At 45.7% G+C, this 16,565-nt stretch carries 14 protein-coding genes and 1 pseudogene; 6 read left to right on the top strand and 9 right to left on the bottom strand.

The window, feature by feature from the left end:
* Positions 1–552 precede the first annotated feature (552 nt).
* The 6 genes from MICAI_RS11690 to MICAI_RS11665 all read right to left on the bottom strand — a co-directional run bounded on the left by MICAI_RS11690 (position 553) and on the right by MICAI_RS11665 (position 7,402).
* Positions 553–2,922, bottom strand: a complete 2,370-nt coding sequence (locus MICAI_RS11690; RefSeq protein WP_008201988.1) for an endonuclease MutS2 — start codon at positions 2,920–2,922, stop codon at positions 553–555.
* 329 nt (positions 2,923–3,251) lie between these two features.
* Entirely contained in the window at positions 3,252–3,653 is a 402-nt protein-coding gene (gene psb27, locus MICAI_RS11685; protein WP_039900038.1) for a photosystem II protein Psb27, read from the bottom strand.
* Between the two features lie 175 nt (positions 3,654–3,828).
* Positions 3,829–4,635, bottom strand: a complete 807-nt coding sequence (locus MICAI_RS11680; protein ID WP_232306183.1) for a HEAT repeat domain-containing protein — start codon at positions 4,633–4,635, stop codon at positions 3,829–3,831.
* 93 nt (positions 4,636–4,728) lie between these two features.
* Positions 4,729–5,223, bottom strand: a complete 495-nt coding sequence (locus tag MICAI_RS11675) for a bleomycin hydrolase (protein WP_008201975.1) — start codon at positions 5,221–5,223, stop codon at positions 4,729–4,731.
* Between the two features lie 92 nt (positions 5,224–5,315).
* Positions 5,316–5,876 carry a C-phycoerythrin subunit beta gene (gene cpeB / locus MICAI_RS11670; protein ID WP_008201973.1) on the bottom strand — a complete coding sequence of 187 codons (561 nt, stop codon included), beginning with the start codon at positions 5,874–5,876 and terminating at the stop codon, positions 5,316–5,318.
* 161 nt (positions 5,877–6,037) lie between these two features.
* Positions 6,038–7,402: a sensor histidine kinase gene (locus MICAI_RS11665; protein WP_008201971.1), complete on the bottom strand. Its 1,365-nt coding sequence runs from the start codon at positions 7,400–7,402 to the stop codon at positions 6,038–6,040.
* Between the two features lie 243 nt (positions 7,403–7,645).
* On the opposite strand from MICAI_RS11665, the gene MICAI_RS11660 reads away from it, so the two are divergent.
* From MICAI_RS11660 to MICAI_RS11650, 3 genes are all read left to right on the top strand, one after another.
* Positions 7,646–8,854 carry an RNA-guided endonuclease InsQ/TnpB family protein gene (locus MICAI_RS11660; protein WP_008201969.1) on the top strand — a complete coding sequence of 403 codons (1,209 nt, stop codon included), beginning with the start codon at positions 7,646–7,648 and terminating at the stop codon, positions 8,852–8,854.
* Positions 8,855–8,878: 24 nt separating this feature from the next.
* Entirely contained in the window at positions 8,879–9,571 is a 693-nt protein-coding gene (locus MICAI_RS11655) for a response regulator transcription factor (protein ID WP_008201967.1), read from the top strand.
* A gap of 276 nt (positions 9,572–9,847) precedes the next feature.
* Positions 9,848–10,150: a hypothetical protein gene (locus MICAI_RS11650; RefSeq protein WP_008201966.1), complete on the top strand. Its 303-nt coding sequence runs from the start codon at positions 9,848–9,850 to the stop codon at positions 10,148–10,150.
* A 59-nt stretch (positions 10,151–10,209) separates the two neighbouring features.
* On the opposite strand, the gene MICAI_RS11645 is transcribed toward MICAI_RS11650, so the two are convergent.
* Genes MICAI_RS11645 through MICAI_RS11635 form a run of 3 tightly spaced genes read right to left on the bottom strand, consistent with a single transcriptional unit; the run spans position 10,210 to position 14,408 of the window.
* The gene (locus MICAI_RS11645) at positions 10,210–12,903 is read right to left on the bottom strand and encodes a PAS domain S-box protein (RefSeq protein WP_008201964.1); all 2,694 of its coding nucleotides are present in this window, start codon (positions 12,901–12,903) and stop codon (positions 10,210–10,212) included.
* Between the two features lie 21 nt (positions 12,904–12,924).
* A complete protein-coding gene (locus MICAI_RS11640) occupies positions 12,925–13,668 on the bottom strand; it encodes a phycoerythrobilin:ferredoxin oxidoreductase (RefSeq protein ID WP_008201963.1) in 744 nt (247 codons plus the stop codon).
* A 14-nt stretch (positions 13,669–13,682) separates the two neighbouring features.
* On the bottom strand, positions 13,683–14,408 hold the full coding sequence (locus tag MICAI_RS11635) for a 15,16-dihydrobiliverdin:ferredoxin oxidoreductase (RefSeq protein ID WP_039900039.1): 726 nt from the start codon (positions 14,406–14,408) through the stop codon (positions 13,683–13,685).
* Between the two features lie 261 nt (positions 14,409–14,669).
* Here MICAI_RS11635 and MICAI_RS27080 point away from each other — a divergent pair.
* The 3 genes and pseudogenes from MICAI_RS27080 to MICAI_RS11630 all read left to right on the top strand — a co-directional run.
* Positions 14,670–15,017, top strand: a pseudogene (locus tag MICAI_RS27080) (ISAs1 family transposase); the annotation flags it as partial.
* Between the two features lie 23 nt (positions 15,018–15,040).
* On the top strand, positions 15,041–15,217 hold the full coding sequence (locus MICAI_RS23815) for a DUF4089 domain-containing protein (RefSeq protein WP_008201957.1): 177 nt from the start codon (positions 15,041–15,043) through the stop codon (positions 15,215–15,217).
* The gene (locus tag MICAI_RS11630) at positions 15,214–16,545 is read left to right on the top strand and encodes an AtzE family amidohydrolase (protein ID WP_008201956.1); all 1,332 of its coding nucleotides are present in this window, start codon (positions 15,214–15,216) and stop codon (positions 16,543–16,545) included. The genes MICAI_RS23815 and MICAI_RS11630 overlap by 4 nt, the downstream gene beginning before the upstream one ends.
* Positions 16,546–16,565: the final 20 nt, after the last annotated feature.

Here is a 16,565-nt window from a genome sequence, read left to right as displayed (position 1 = left end):
GAACCTGAATTATGAAGTGGGATAAAAATAATCTCCCGACTCCTGACTCCCGACTCCTGACTCGGAGAATACTGTCTCCTAACCCAATGTTGGCTAAAGATAAGCAAAAATTATTGATTGACTCCAAAAGCTTGAGAATATTTAAATTAACATTCCGCAATATTTATAAATTCTTAAGAATTAATTGAGAAAGATTTTTATTTAACAACGATGTTGTAATGGTTACAGCGATTTGATAGAATTCCATAGTGGGTTATTTTGTGCTTTTTTGGGCAGCAATGGCTGAAACCTTTGCCACACCTAGAAGGTGATCCTAATTAAGACGGCTAAATTAGTCAATTTCAGTCATAACGATGATCTTTTTTTTGTGTAGTTTTATTGCAAAAAAAAAGTTTTTTTGACAAAAAGCACAAAGTATGAATTATGAAGTGGGGAAGTGGGGAAGTGGGGAAGTGGGGAATTTCAACTAAAACCCTAAAACCCTAAAACCCCATCACCCTATCACCCTATCTCCTGGCTTCTAACCCGACAAAAAACTTTTTGCCGCAAACCCTAAGTTAAATAAGCGATAGTTACCCCCGAACCGCCCTCATTTTGGGGTGCTAATTGAAAGCGTTTTACCTGGGGATGACGGGATAAAAAATCGTGAACACCTTGACGCAATTTCCCCGTACCTTTACCGTGAATAATCCATAATATGCCCGATGAGGTGGCTCTGATGATCGCCTGTTCGATATCCGTTTCTGACTCTGCCACCCTGGAACCGCGAATATCGACGGTATTATTAGCAGTACGAATTAAAGGAGTCTCCTGGGGTTTTGTGGGAGTTTGGGGCAAATTTTTGGCAGGTTTTGGCGCAGTTTCCACTTTTTGACCATCCAAAGACTCAATCTGGTCTAAGGGTAGGGTCATCTTCATCATACCGAAACGCAGGGAAATCTCCTCTGATTCTGGTGAAATTGCTAAAACTTCGGCAGTTTGTCCCAAATTGGGCAAGCGTACCCTTTCCCCCACTTGCGGACGATAATTAACCTTAGTTTTTTCCGTTTTTGGTAATAACCTTTCTGCGATCGCAGTTAACTCCTCTGTGGCTTTTTGGGCATCTTTACCAGTTTTTGTTCCCGCTTGCAATCGGCGAATAACCTCATTAATCTCTGCTTTTGCCGATAATAAAGCTTTTTGTATCTCCTGCTCTTGATAACGTTTTAATTCTCGCTCTCTCTCCTGTAGAGAATTAGCCCGCGTGGACACTTCTGTATAAAATTTCTCCGTTTGTTGGAGTAATTGACTAGCTTCTTGAGCTTTTGACTCCTGTTCCCGTCTTTGCGCTTCCAAACCAGCAATTACTTGATTTATCTCCTCCGATAACCCCCCCAGATGATTTCTCGCTTCGGCCACAATTTCGGGATTCAATCCCAAACGCTGGGCAATAGTTAAAGCATTAGAACGCCCCGGAATGCCCCATAATAGTCGATAAGTGGGGGAAAGAGTGCGATCATCAAACTCTACCGAGGCATTTTCAAAGCGAGAATCTTGATACTTTAACGCTTTTAATTCCCCGTAGTGAGTGGTAGCCACCGTCAGTAAACTATGATCGGCGAGGTATTGTAAAATAGCGATCGCTAAAGGACTTCCCTCGGCCGGATCCGTACCTGCTCCCACCTCATCGAGTAAAACCAAGGAACGAGAATTTAAAGCCGCTAAAATGCGGACAATCCGGCGAATGTGACCCGAAAAAGTCGATAAACTCTGTTGTAAAGACTGTTCATCCCCGATATCGGCTAAAACCTGATCGAACCAGGGTATCTCTACCGGTTCCCGCGCTGGAATAAACAGGCCCGCTTTCGCCATTAAAGCCGCTAATCCGAGGGTTTTTAAAGTAACGGTTTTTCCGCCGGTATTTGGTCCGGTGATGGCAACAACGCGAATTTCTGGGCTAATCTGCACATTTATCGGTACGACCTCCCCCCCCTGTTCGTGGTGTTTTTGCCACCAGAGCAAAGGATGACGCAAATTCCGTAAAGTAATCGTTTCCGAACCATCGATAAAGTGGGGGGGATTACCCTCTAACCATAAACTGTAACGGGCTCTGGCGGTGGCCAGATCGAGCCTAGTAGCGATCGCTAGTAAATATTCTAAGTCCTCAAAGGCTTCGGCGATCAGATTACTTAACTGCCGCAGGATTTTTTCTTCTTCGATTTGTTCCAGACGACGATATTGCCGTAGTTGATTGCCTTGATCAACGATAGAGTGAGGTTCAATGTAAAAAGTTGCCCCTGTGCTGGAAGTATCGTGAATTATCCCCGGTATTTGCTCTTTTTGCGCTGCTTTGACGGGAAGCACCCAGCGCTCGCTTCTTTGGGTAATCACCGCTTCTTGGATAGCACCGCCCTGTTTTTGCATGATATCCTGTAATTTTCGGTAAATTCGCTCTCTAATCACCTTCATTTGTCCCCGAATTTCCCGTAATTGGGGACTAGCGCGATCGGATATCCGGCCATCTTCATCGATACAACGGTGTATCTCCTGTTCTATCTCTGGATAGGTGCGAATTTCGGCTACTAACTCTTTTAAAACTGGTATATCTTCCTGTTCATCAATTAAACGCCGTAAACGTCGCACTCCGGCTAAAGTCGTGGCAATATTTAAAAGTTCCTGTCCCGATAATAACCCCCCCAGATGCGCCCTTTCTAGAGCATCGCCGATGTCGGTAATCCCATCAAAGGAAAGACGACTATCTAATTTTTGTTCTAAACTATAAACTTCTTTGGTTTGGCAGAGTAGGTTTAAACTTTCTTCTTTGCTTTCCGGTAACGGCAATTGACGAATCGCAATCGCACCTAGTTTAGTCGCTGTAAAAGTAGCTAGGTGTTGACATAGCCGCGGCCATTCCAATAATTCTAGGGTTTCGTCTTGAATCAATTTTGTAGTTTTTTATAATACGCTTTGTATTTCTAGTCTAACCGGATTTGGTCTGATTTTTACAGGAGTCATTTCAGTCAACAGTAATCAGTCAAGGGAAAAGACAGCACTGTTACTCGCACCTAATACCTGTCACTTAACAATCCCGCCAATCTGTTGACTATCTAAATTACTCGTTAAGACTGCACTGGAGTGCCGGAGTTGGGAGCAGGGAGAGGAAGTTCGAGCATTTGTACTAAAATTTCTAATACGCAGTTTAAATTCAGTACAGCTTATAATATTAGGTCGAGTTCTACTGATAACTGATAACTGATAACTGATAACTGTATCTAAATTCCTTTCTGGAGAGAGAATTGCACCTGTTTAAATTCTTGTTTTAAACGTTGTTTGAGTTTGTCGGGGATGGGACGGGAACCGTAGGCGGTATAATAACCAGCCAGAGAGTTTAAGGCTGTTTGCATAGTAGTGAAAGAACGCAAACCCCCGGATTTTTTATCTCGTCGGTAGAGGGAGATGTAATCGTTGATTTGTTCCTTTGCTTGCGACTCAGCTGCCGCTTTATTCGGGTCATCTTTGACTAAATCAAGGGCTGTGGTTAAAGTTTCAATCACCGTCAGGGTATCTTTTCCATAATTGCCCGTTAACCCCGAACTACTAGAACAACCCATCAATCCGATGACAAGGACGAGAACCAAAGCTAATAAGCGAGAAATGTAAGGTTTTAGAGACATATTTTCGATACCATAAGTTAATCCCAAGTCACCTTATCCTATCAGGAAACCGTGACCAGTTCCCCAGGAGAGTCAACCTGCTGCAAAAATCAGGGGTCAACTGGGGGGTAAATAGCCCAAATCTAGGCTTTTTTGGCTTTAAAAGCCCTATTTTTGCCTAAAAGTTGCGATGCCATCAACCCGGAGTGAGTTGATTCTGAACTAATTCCAGCCGCGATAAGGCGCTGGTGGCGGTTTCCCGAAGGTAGATATCCGCTGTTTCATCATTGGCTATGGCTGTCAATACCTCTTTAGATAGATTATCTGGAATCGAACTAACAGCATTAATTATCGACACGGCTAACCCCAAATTCTCCGTATTTTGCAACACTTCCAATAAACTATCCAATGCTGGAACCCCAACCACTCCCAGGGCCATAGCTGCGGCGATATGTACCACTGGATTCGCGTCTGCTAGTGCCGTTTTTAAACCCGCGATTCCCGCCTCTGGAAAGGGGACATCGGGATAATTTACCGCTACCTGGGCCAAGGCCTTGGCACAACTACCGCGCACGGTGACATTATCGCTATTGAGTAACCCTACCAGCAAAGGGGGAACCGTATCCACACCGATCGCGCCTAGGGCTTTGACGGCGGCCCGGCGATAGGTCGTATCCTCTTCATCTAAAATGGCCATTAGGCGATCAATCGTGGTTTCGTCGCGAGTTTCCACCAATTCCCAGATTGCCTGTTCCCGTAGGTGCGGATTGGGGTGCTTTAACTGCTCGAATAAAGATTCTTGGGACATGGTGCTGTTAAAAAGTTCTGTGGGTAGGGGTTGGGGGGTGTGGGGTGTGGGGTGTGGGGTGTGGGGTGTGGGGAGAATAAATAAAAATAATCTCCTGACTTCTGACTTGAAAGAAGGTGTAGGGTGTAGGGTGTGGGGAGAATAAATAAAAATAATCTCCTGACTTCTGACAACCGAGGGCCAAAAATCTGCCAATAACCGAGGGACTCCTAGTTATTCGCTTACCCCCATGATAGGCAAACAATTAACTGCGAGTCCCCCAGTAGTGAACGAGATCGATATCTGTCTCTAGGAGAGAGAATTGATCACATAGTCGAGAAGGGCATTATACTCGGTGAGAGCTTGAGCGGACATATCACGAGGAGCGCAACCGCGATTACGAGCGAAGCTGAGAGCTTCTACATAGGGGGCGGTGGGTAATCCCAAGGCGCGATAAACTTCCCGTTGTCCGGCAATACCCCATTCATCGAGGGGACCGGTGCCACCGACGACTAAACAGTAGTTAACCAGACGTAGGTAGTGTTTGATGTCCCGGAGACACTTTTCTTTGAAAGTATTGGTAGAGTTCGCTTGGCCGGCTTCGTTTAAGTAGGGATACTTTTTGATGCAAGCATCATAGGCTTCTTTGGCTACAGCGTCGAGGTTGCCAGCCAGTTTTTCGGCGGCTTCCAGACGAGCGGTGGCCCGTTGGATAGAGCCTTGTACGGATTCTAGATCGGAGGTGCTGGGGAAACGTCCAGCCGCATCAGCAGAAGCAACGGCAGTAGTAATTACTGATTTCATGTCTTTACTATTTTTAAGTTTGACTTGAGTGAAGAAATTAATTGGCTGATTTTTGCGTAAATAACAGCCAGAAAGCGAGTTTTAGTCTCGTTTTAGCTGAGAGCGGCAATAACTCGATCGAAATAGCTGCTCGCTTCTGCCACTAAGCTGGCGCAACGATCTTCCACAACGGGGGAACCCATTTTGCGAAGTTTAGCACCGGCGAATTTTTCGCTGGGGGTATCTTGAATGTGGGCGGCGGCTTGCGCTTTCATGATCGCTACGGCACGAGCGGCGGATTGTAGGGGTACACCTAAAGCGGTGTAGGTTTCTTTCAAACCGTTTAAGCAACGATCTTCGAGGACGGAAGCATCGCCGGCGAGCAGTGCGTAGGTGACATAGCGTAAGATGATTTCCGCATCACGCAGACAGGCTGCCATGCGACGGTTGGGGTAACAGTTGCCACCAGCTTGAATTAAGCCAGTATTTTCGCAAATCATCCCGGCAACGGCATCGGAAACCATACAACTGGCGTTACTAGCGATCGCATTAACGGCATCAAGACGACGGTTGCCCTGGGCGATGAAGCTACGGAGCGCGTTTAAGTCGGCACCACCGATGGCAGCGGTTTTACTATCGGCGGTTACTACCGCTCTGGAAAAAGCGTCAAGCATGAAGCTCTCCTCAAATTGAGATGAATAGAAGGGGTTTTAGGGTCGATCCAGATTGGACTTTGCGATCGATTAATCTAGAAGATAAAAATTCGCCGTTGCTTTCGTCCCGTTTCTGAGAAAGAAAGTTACATTTTGTAATCTTTTGGCCGCTCAAGCTGGAACTAGGGTGACATGGGCAGTTTAACGGTAAAGCTTGTTCCCTTACCCACTTGGCTATCTAGGGCGATTTCGCCACGGTGGAGTTGGACGCATTTTTTAACCACTGCTAACCCCAATCCCGTGCCGATAATATTTTCCACATTCTGACCCCGATAAAAGGGTTCATAGATCCTGTCTCTATCTTCCTCGGCAATGCCGATCCCGTGATCCCGGACTTGAAAAACAATGCGATCGCTATCTTTCCCCAAAATCAAACTAATCCCTGCTCCCGTGGGGGAATATTTAATCGCATTTAAGAGTAAATTACTTAAAATCGAGTAGAGCAGTTTCTCATCTAGATAAGGACGGCTCATCAATCCCTGACTGACAAATTTAATCGGTGTATTATTTTTATTAATAAATTGAAAATCCTCGACTAAATTTAAACAAAAAGCTTCAATATCGAGCGGTTCTAGTTGACATCTTAGATTTCCAGATTCTGCCCTTGTTAAAATCAAAATATCTGTTAAGAATTGATTCATTAGCTTGACAGAAGACTGGATCCTGTATAGGTTTTTTCTGCTCGACTGATCTGCATCTTTTAAGCCGTTTTCTAATAACTGCGAGGCGGAAAAAATCACGGTCAAAGGGGTTCTGAACTCATGGGATATCATGGAAAAAAGCTGAATTTTTAGGTCAGAAAGTTCTTTTTCCTGTAGTAATAGCCGGTGAATTTCCTCACTTTTTTGTTGCCGTTTCTCTTGCCAAAAAACCAAGAGATAAACTCCGCAAATAATCCCAAAACTGATAAAAGTTCCCAGTAAACCCAACAGAGAATTTTCGCTAATACTATCCCTAGAACTAGCGATGCTACTTCTTAAATTCCTTTTCTGACTAGCTTGTAAATAGGTAAGAAGATTTTGAAACTTATCCCGGACTTCGACACTTTTAACCGTGATTACATCTTGAAAAATATCATCGGATTGATCGAATTTATAGGTAGCGATCGATTGATTAAATAAAGCAATTCGCCGATACATTAAATCCCCGATCTGAGTGACCATTTCCCGCTCGAAATCCGTGCCGTTTTCTAATTGTTTGGCTAGGAGTTGCCAGTTAGATTGCATCAAAGCGATCGCCCGATGATGACGGCCTAATTCACTGGGGCTGCCAGTTTTGATATAATCGCGTCTTCCCGATTCGGCCACCGCCATGTTAGCGTAAAGATTAGCGAGATTATCGATGATCTCGTAGGTAACTTCCACCTCGGCAGCGCGCTGACGCAGGGCGAGGGTATTGCGATAGGAAACTAGGCTAATAGTTCCCATCAATAAGACAGTTAGCCCGAAACCTCCCGCGATCCATTTTCCTTGTTTGAGCCAATTCATCAGCAGTTAACTGACACTATTTCCAGCTTACTCTATCTAAATGGAGCAAGAGGACTCCCGTTAAATTTCTCCTTAATTAAAAATATACCAGAAATTAACGGGAGATGAATTGCCCCCAGAATCTAAACTAACGCGACAGTGTTTCCTAATAAGGAAAGGCTTGATTCTCAAGGTATGTATGAGCTTGACATATTTAAGCGGTAAGTGTTACACTGAAAAGATAGCACAGATGGGGTCAGGCTGATGTTAAATGTTTTAAAAGTGAGAATATACCCAAACAAAAAACAGGAACTAGCCTTAGCTAAAAACTTTGGTTGCGTCCGTTTTGTTTGGAATTACTACTTAAATAAAACTAACAATCAGTACCTAGAGACTGGTAAAGGAATGACCTACTGTGACATGGCAAAAGACCTTACCCAACTCAAGAAACAACTGGATTTTGAATGGTTAGCTGAGGCTACTGCCGCTACCTTGCAGCAATCATTGAAAAACTTAGAATCTGCTTTTAAGAACTTCTTCTCAAAAAGCACAAAATTCCCTAAATTTAAAAGTAAGCACAAAAAACAATCAATCCGTTATCCTGAAAGTTGTTCAATTAGAAATAAGGGAATTAAGCTACCTAAATTAGGGGTTGTAAAAGCTAAGATTTCTCAAGTAATAAATGGTAAGATTAAATCCGTAACTGTTTCTAAAACCAGTACAGATAAATATTTTGCTGCCATCTTGTTTGAGATGGATGACTCAACAACCATTGAAAAACTAAAAATATCAGGGATAGACCTAGGTTTATCTTCTTTAGTTACGGTTTTTGATGGTGAAACAACCTACAAGATTGACCCAATCAAACCTACCAGAAAATATGCTAAACGTTTAAAGCGGAGACAACAAGCATTGTCTCGTAAAGCCAAGGGGTCTAATAATCGCCAAAAAGCCATTAAGGAGGTAGCCAAGGTTCACGAAAAGATAGCAAATACTAGACAGGATTTTCTTCATAAACTCTCCAGAAAGTTATGCGATGAAAACCAAATCGTTGTAGCCGAGAATCTGAATATTAAAGGGTTAGCAAGGACTAAATTAGCCAAATCAATACATGACGCTGGTTTTGGTATGTTGCTTAATTTCTTGGATTACAAGCTAGAAAGAGAGGGAGGAAAACTTGTAGAAGTTGACAGGTTTTATCCGAGTACAAAACTCTGTTCTTGCTGTGGATTTAAAAATGATTTATTGACTCTCAGTATTCGTGAATGGATTTGTCCAGAATGTAAGACGCAGCACGATAGAGATGAAAACGCCGCCAAGAATTTAAGGGAAGAAGGTATGAGAATACTGTCAACAAATACCGATGGACAGTCGGAATTTCAAGCTTGGGGAGAAACTGTAAGACTCGTTGGTACTTGTACCGAAAAGCGGGTTTCTGTGAATCAAGAATCCCCCGTCACAGCGTCAGCTTAACGGCGGGAGTGTCAACTCTAGACCATGCGAATTTTAGTAGTAGAAGATGATATGCAACTAGCCGAGATTTTGCGAGAGGCATTGAGCGAGCGACAATACGTTGTCGATGTGGCTAGAGACGGAGAAGAAGGCTGGAATTGGCTAGAATTAGGCAAATATGACCTTTTAGTTCTCGATGTCACCCTGCCCAAATTAAGCGGAACTTTGCTCTGTCAACGTCTGCGACGAGCGGAATCCCATCATCCCGTCTTTGCTAATGCCACCGTTCCCGTCCTATTATTAACCGCAAGGGATACGGTAATCGATAAAATCGACGGATTAGACGCAGGGGCCGATGATTATGTCACTAAACCCTTCGATTTGGGCGAATTAATGGCGCGGATTCGGGCCTTGATCCGACGCGGCAGCAGCACCAGCAGTGTTTTATTATCTTGGGGGGGTTTGCAATTAAATCCCAGTACCCACGAGGCCAGTTATAACGGTCAACTTCTTTCCCTCACCCCCAAGGAATTCGCTCTCTTAGAATTACTTGTTACCCATGGACGCCGGGTCTTAAGTCGATCGGGTATTATTGAGCGAGTTTGGTCTTTGGACGATTCTCCAGCCGAGGAAACCGTTACTTCCCATATTCGCGGTCTTCGTCACAAGCTAAAATCCCTCGGTGCGCCGGAAGACTTTATTGAAACCGTTCACGGTCTCGGTTATCGTTTAAAGTAATAAGCTGTTTTGAATCTAAATTGCATATTCGATTTTTCCTCCTGCCGACCGCCTCCTGCCTCCTGACTCCTGCCTCCTGACTCCTAACCCCACCAATAAACTTTTTCAGCAAACCCTAGACAGTGGACAAAATCATTTCTGCACGAAATCTGCACGAAGTTTGCAGAGGGTTTCCATAATCATCCATTAAATTAGAAAGTTAGACAGGTGCAGGACTTCTAGACAATCAGAGCGGTCAAACCTGTGACTTTCCTCTCCTACAAGGGGCTGCTTGAGATGATTTATACGCGATTTGACTATCACGGCTGGCAGATTGAATTGATCCTAGAAATGCAGGGTTATTCTTTTCAATGTTGGCGAGTGGATGGCAGCGAAGGAATTAGCGATTGCCTAGTTTATGCCACCTCGGAACAAGCTTTAGCGGCTGCCCGACGCAGAGCGGATCTAGAGTCCGCTTGTCTGGCCCTACTGCGATTTCTCAATGATATCGGCGGCCGGAATTATTACCTCACTCGCGATGATCGCGATGCTCTCAGTCGGTCAATTTTAGAATATGCCCGTCTAGGTGATGTTTTCTAATTTCTTCCCCGGAAGTTTTCACCCCATTGAGAATGATTCTCGCTCCGATTTATTGATTTTCAGGCCAGTTTCGGTAATAGAATCGTGACAGTGGTTCCATTGCCGGGGATACTAGCAATTTCGATCGAACCGCCGTGTAGTTCGACGCATTTCTGCACTACTACTAACCCCAAGCCGGTGCCGGCGATGTGACGGACATTTTTTCCGCGATAGAAAGGTTCAAATAACTGTTTTTGATCTTCCATCGAAATGCCCAAACCCCGATCGCGAATCTGTAATTGAATAGCTTTCTCCAAAAAAGTAATAGAACAGTGGACCTGTCCGCCGGTGGGTGAATATTTAATCGCGTTAGTGAGCAGATTTTCTAGGATCGATCGCAATAACTTTTCATCGACGTAGGCGCTAGTATTAGTTTCCTGACAGACAAAAATTAGCGTGTGTTGACTGCCGGCGCTTAACTGCATTTCCTCCAGTAGATGACGGCCAAATTTCTCCAGATCCAGCCATTGGGGATTAAATTCTAACTTACCAGTTTCGGCGCGATTAATAGTGAGAATATCATCGAGTAACTGAACCATATTGCGGACTGACTCTTGAATGCGATGCAGATTCCGTTCTCTTTTTTCGGGATTTTCCCAAGCGCCGGGGGAAGTTTCCAACAACTGGGCCGCGGCCAGTACCGTGCTTAAAGGGGTGCGAAATTCGTGGGAAACCATGGAAAAAAAGTTAGTTTTCAGGGCGCTAAGAGCTTTTTCCCGTTCCAGGGCCATCCGCACCTCATCAAGGCGCTTGCGTTCGGTAATATCGCGAGAATTGATAAAAATTTTCGGGGAAGCAGCACCTTCGATCGCTAGTTCCCCGGTTTCGTTAAAACTTAAGGCCTTAGGCAGGGCCTCAAAAGTGCGCCATTGGCCATCCTGATGACGACGACGGAACTCGATCGAGCGGGTTTCTCCGCTATTGTTGAGAGATTGACTTAACAGGGAACAGACATCGGCCAGATCATCTTTGTGAATATAGGAAAAAAAGTTTTGACCGATTAATTCCGGGGGAGAATAGCCTAAAACCTTCTCAACGGAGGGATTTTCGTAGTAAATCGTGCCGTTAGGACTGATAATTGTGATAATATCGAGGGCATTCTCGATCAGGGAGCGAAAACGTTCTTCACTCTGTCGCAGTGCTTCCTCTGTTTGTTTGCGTTCGCTAATATCCCGTTGAATAGAAATCCAGTGGGTATATTTTCCCCGTTTATCCGCCACCGGCACAATACTAAACTCCACCCAAAATTCACTGCCATCCTTGCGATAGTTGATCGCCTCCCCGGTGACAGGTTGCAAACGCAAGAAAGCATCTCGCACTCTTTTAACAGCTTCGGGATCGGTTTTGGGTCCCTGAAAAATGCGTGGGGTTTGGCCCAGCACTTCCTCGAGACTATAGCCTGTCATTGTGGTGAAAGCTTGGTTAACGTAGAGAATCCGCGGTCCTGGCGGCTCGATCGGTCCGGCTTCGGTGATAATTACCGCATCATTGGTATTGACTACCACCGACTGTAAAAGACGCACCTGTTCCGCTTGTCGCTTCTGTTCGCTGATATCGGCCACCACTGCCACTAACCCGTCGATTTGACCATCACTATCGGTGAGGGGAGCGGCAGAAAAGACGATCTCGATCGCTTTTCCCTCTTTAGTTTGCCGGCCAATTTCCAGACTAGGGGGCGATATTCCCGCTAAAACGCTCTGCCAGAGGTTTTCGTATTCCGGCTCATTTTCCCTAGAAATGACGGGATTGGGGCGATCAATCACTTCTGCTTCCGTCCAACCGAACATCCTTTCGGCCGCCGGATTCCACATTTTCACCCTTTCCTGTAAATCGAGGCTAAAAATTGCCCGGGGAGAGGCGGCGATCAAAGATTGTAGAGTTTGGTTAGTATGACGCAGGGCCACCTCTGTGCGTTGACGTTCGGCGATTTCTTCCCGTAGTGCTTGGTTAGTCCGGGCTAGTTCTTCAGTCCGTTGACGCACCCGATCCTCTAATTCGGCGTTTAGTTGTCCCAGTTGTTCGTAGAGTTCTGATTGCTGAATAGCGATCGCCACTTGGGTGGCTAACTGTTTCATCAGATCGATTTCTAGGGGTTGCCATTGTCGCCGGCTGCGGCAGTGATGGGCGATCAACAGTCCCCAGAGGTGCGGGGTAGATGAATCCTGTTCGCGGAACTGTTGGATAATGGGAACGACTAATTTAGCTTGGACGCGGAACTGGGCCAGGAATTCTACTAGACAGGGTTCCACATCTTCTCGGTTAACATCAGCGATTGCCCTGATTTTGCCCTGGATATATGCCTGATGATATTCCGGGGGAAAAACTTCGGGGGGGAAAGTTTCCCCCAAAATGGCGGGATATTCTGGCAAAACTGACTCAGTAATGGCGCTACCCGTACCGTCGTCATTGAGACGATAAATTAACACGCGATCGGTGAGTAAAAATTGACGCACATCGGCGACGGTGGTGGTTAAAACTTCCCCTAATTTTAAGGATTGCCGAATATTTTGGGCGATCTGATTGATTAAACGCTCCCGCTCGGTTTGTTGTCGTAAAGTTATCTCCACTTGACGACGACTGGCGATCTGACTCTGCAATAAATAATAAATTCCCAAGACCGCTATCCCGGCCAGACCGAGATAGATAATCTTGGGAGTGATGATCGATAGTACACTTACCACGGGAGTTTTTTTGTCTTGATAACCGCTAATCATAGCGGGGTTGATCGGGAAAACTCAACCCATGATCGCCAATTGACGATCTAAATCAAACAGGAAACCGTGAATATATTCTTCTGTCCATTCCTGTCCGTAGAGACGGGTAAACATTCCCCTAGCGGGATCTTTTGCAGCCCGATAGTTAATGTAGGCTAATTGGGCCTTTTCGATCGCCGTTAACTGTTGGCGATCCCTAATCGCTGTCGATGAAGCTACCAGAGTCAAATAAGCTTGTAGATAGTCCTTAAATGCCCCTAAAACCCGCGTTTGCACGGTTTCCGTCTCCGGGGGTCTTGTCCAGAGAAAAGCGGGGGAAAAAAAGCCCTTGGCTTCTTCGGGAAAGTCGCCTCCCCAGGGCAAATCAGCCTGATAGGATCGGAAAATCGGCATAATCGGATCGCTGTATTTTTCTTGGTAATTGCGATCATGGAAAAGTGGCTGCAGATCGATCGCAATCAGATGACCCCCCGGCAAGGTGACTAAATCCGCCCCGAAAAAGGGCAAATCGTACTCTAAACGGGGAAAAATGACAAAATTAAGCACCTGAAGGGAATCACCTCCGCAAACGTGGGCGGCTCGAATTTGCCGCAATTTTGAGGATTGCCAAGCATAGCTGGTGGTAATGACCGTTTCCTGTCTTTTTCCCTTGCCTGTAACCGTTTCCTTCCGTTCAAAGCCGACGGGAATGGGATAGGGTTGTAGGGACAACTGTTCTGACAGCAGGGTGAAAGCGGAGTCTAAAAAGGGTTGATAAAGAGACATGGGCAAGCTTTTTTCTAAGCGTGGATGGCGGTGGCAATGGCATCTTCAAAGAGGAATTGGTGCAGGAATTTTTCTGACCATTCCTGACCGAAATAACTGCTAAATAGACCGGAAGCGGGATCCCGTTCGGCACTATATCGATCGTAGTCTTTTTGGGCGGCGATAATCGGTTCTTGTGCGGCTGCGCTGGTTAGGGGTTGGGCTTTTTCTAACAGTTGCCAATACAGTTGGATAAACTCTTGATAAGCGGGGAAAAGTTGCTTAACTACTGTCTCCGCATCGGTTTTAGCAAAGAGCAGATAGGGGGAAAAATACTGATTAGCGTCGTAGTATTTCATCGGCAAATCTTGAGCTAAATCGGGGTATTTATCCCGGATTGATCGCATAGGTTCGATGTATTTGGTTAAATAATCTTGGTCGCGAAAAAGAGGTTGAAAATCGAGAACTACTAATATTTTCTTTTTTCCAAACGCCAAAAAATCAATGCCCAGCAGGGGTAAATCGTAATTGTAACTAGGATAAATGACACTATTAAAAATTTGGGCTGTTTCCCCCGCGTTAATGTAGGTGTAGCGAATTTTGCGGAATTGGGGACACTGATAGCACCAGCTTTCAATCATAGCCGGATTTTTCCCCCGTTGACTAACTTGAAATTCCAACTCTGGCAGAATCGGACGAGTCTGTAACGGGAAGCGTGCGAATAGTTCTCGCTCTAGGTAGTGGAGGAAGGGCTGAAACATATACTCGTCGGTGCTTGGGGTTTTTGCAAGCATAGGCAACCCGCCCGCCTTTTGTCCCGTTTCTGAGAGAGAAGTTAATACTTTGTAATAATTAGTAGCGGGGCGAGTATTGCCGATGCCGTCGGCTTTGAAAAATTGCGTTAAAATTAACGATCATAGCGAGCAATAAAAAAAATTGGCGTTGTCAGATCAGAATATGAAAGATGCAATGCAATCCTTGCTATCAAAGTAATTTGAGTTCCCATCTGATTCGGATCATCTTTCAATTTGACAACGTCGGAAATTCAGTTTTACCTGAGCAGTTTACCTGACTATAGTCCCAAAATTGCCCTGGCCATTCGCCCGCACTGGGGTATTGAAAATTCCTGACATTGGACGCTCGATGTCACTTTTGGGGAAGATGCTTGTCGTGTCCGCTCTCGGCAGGTCCCAGACAATCTGGGACTGGTGCGGCGTTTTGCTGTCAATACCCTCAAGCGAGAATCTACCTTCAAGCGCAGCCTCAGGCAGAAGTCAAAGTGGGCAGCGATGGATAATGATTATATGTTTACCCTGCTGGCGGCTGGCTTACCTGCTTGCACTCAAGAGCTACAATCTAGCTGTCAATAGGCTTTGAGATGCGCTGACCCTGTATGAATAACCCGGAAGAATACATCATGATCACAGCGAAAATCCTAGACTTGACCATTCCCGATCGCTATTTAAATTCTGTGGTTGAAAACTGGCAACGCTTGCAAGAAATCGCCAGTTTAGTGACAGAATTTCCCTTAGAGGATGACGAGGAAAGTGCCCTCAGCTTTGAACCATGACTATTTCTGTAAGCAATTTAGCTCGATCGATCCAAAATCGTCAAACTAGCGCCTTAGAAGTTATTAGCCAGACTTTGGCGGAGATAGGGACGAAAAATCCCCATTTAAATTGCTTTACCGACATTTTACAGCCTAGGGCGCTCGCCCAAGCCCAAAAAATCGATCAAGCGATCGCCAATGGGCAAGCCGTCGGCTCCTTAGCAGGGGTCCCCTTCGCCGTCAAAAACCTCTTTGATATCGAGGGTATTGTCACCCTTGCCGGTTCCAAAATCAATCGAGATCACCCTGTCGCTGGACAAGATGCGATCGCTATTCAACCCCTAGAAGCGGCCGGGGCAGTTTTGGTGGGGGCGACCAATATGGATGAGTACGCTTACGGTTTTGTCACCGAAAATGCCCATTATGGAGCCACTCCCAACCCCCGCGATCCTAGTCGCGTCTCGGGAGGATCCTCCGGCGGTTCCGCCGCTGCCGTTGCCGCTAATTTAGTGCCTCTCGCCCTCGGTTCCGATACTAATGGTTCGGTGAGGGTTCCCGCCGCTTGCTGTGGCGTGGTGGGGCTAAAACCCACCTTTGGGCGCGTATCCCGTCAGGGTCTATTTTTGTTCGTTAGTAGTTTAGACCATCTGGGATTTTTTAGCGACAATGTGGCGGATATGGCGGCTATTTGGAGTCTTTTTGCCAAAAATAACCTTAAAGCTCCTTTAAATGGCTTAGAGGGGGTAAAAATAGCCCTTGCCGATGATTATTTTCAGCAGGGAGCCGAACCGGAAGTAATCGAGGCGGTGACAGCGATCGCCGAACGTTTAGGAGTTACCAAAAAAATCACCATTCCCGAAACCGTCCGCGCCAGGGCAGCCGCCTATATAATTACCGCTTCCGAGGGCGCAAATTGGCATTTACCGCGTTTACAGACCAGATTAGAGGATTTTGACCCCGCAACCCGGGATCGCTTCTTGGCAGGGGCATTAATTCCCTCTAGCTGGTATTTACAGGCTCAACGTTTTCGCCGTTGGTATCGCGATCGTCTGCGAGAGATTTTCAGCGAAGTCGATATTATCCTCACCCCGACGATTCCCTGTATTGCGCCGCAGTTAGGAGTAGAAAAAATGATTATTGACGGGCAAGAGCTATTAATTAGACCTAATTTAGGCAGATTCACCCAACCTTTTTCTTTTATCGGTTTACCTGCCCTTTCGTTGCCGATTAAACGTTCATCCCGGCTACCTTTAGGTTTGCAAATCATCGCCGCACCCGATCGCGAAGACTTAATCCTAAGCGTAGCCAGGGTTTTAGAAGAAATGCTCATCGATATCCAGCATAAGTGAGATTTCAAGGGCGTACTTCC

The sequence above is a fragment of the Microcystis sp. T1-4 genome, assembly GCF_000297435.1.
Taxonomy (GTDB): Bacteria; Cyanobacteriota; Cyanobacteriia; order Cyanobacteriales; family Microcystaceae; genus Microcystis.
Note: the sequence above shows the minus strand (reverse complement) of the source record. Positions and strands in the feature narration are given on the sequence as shown.

What these genes read in the sequence shown, in the direction of transcription:
- cpeB (WP_008201973.1), bottom strand. Translation starts at nt 5,876, where the DNA reads ATGCTTGACGCTTTTTCCAGAGCGGTAGTAACCGCCGATAGTAAAACC.
- MICAI_RS11640 (WP_008201963.1), bottom strand. Translation starts at nt 13,668, where the DNA reads ATGTCTCTTTATCAACCCTTTTTAGACTCCGCTTTCACCCTGCTGTCA.
- MICAI_RS11630 (WP_008201956.1), top strand. Translation starts at nt 15,214, where the DNA reads ATGACTATTTCTGTAAGCAATTTAGCTCGATCGATCCAAAATCGTCAA.
- MICAI_RS11650 (WP_008201966.1), top strand. Translation starts at nt 9,848, where the DNA reads ATGATTTATACGCGATTTGACTATCACGGCTGGCAGATTGAATTGATC.
- MICAI_RS11655 (WP_008201967.1), top strand. Translation starts at nt 8,879, where the DNA reads ATGCGAATTTTAGTAGTAGAAGATGATATGCAACTAGCCGAGATTTTG.
- MICAI_RS11635 (WP_039900039.1), bottom strand. Translation starts at nt 14,408, where the DNA reads ATGTTTCAGCCCTTCCTCCACTACCTAGAGCGAGAACTATTCGCACGC.
- MICAI_RS11645 (WP_008201964.1), bottom strand. Translation starts at nt 12,903, where the DNA reads ATGATTAGCGGTTATCAAGACAAAAAAACTCCCGTGGTAAGTGTACTA.
- MICAI_RS11665 (WP_008201971.1), bottom strand. Translation starts at nt 7,402, where the DNA reads ATGAATTGGCTCAAACAAGGAAAATGGATCGCGGGAGGTTTCGGGCTA.
- MICAI_RS11675 (WP_008201975.1), bottom strand. Translation starts at nt 5,223, where the DNA reads ATGAAATCAGTAATTACTACTGCCGTTGCTTCTGCTGATGCGGCTGGA.
- MICAI_RS23815 (WP_008201957.1), top strand. Translation starts at nt 15,041, where the DNA reads ATGAATAACCCGGAAGAATACATCATGATCACAGCGAAAATCCTAGAC.
- MICAI_RS11660 (WP_008201969.1), top strand. Translation starts at nt 7,646, where the DNA reads ATGTTAAATGTTTTAAAAGTGAGAATATACCCAAACAAAAAACAGGAA.
- psb27 (WP_039900038.1), bottom strand. Translation starts at nt 3,653, where the DNA reads ATGTCTCTAAAACCTTACATTTCTCGCTTATTAGCTTTGGTTCTCGTC.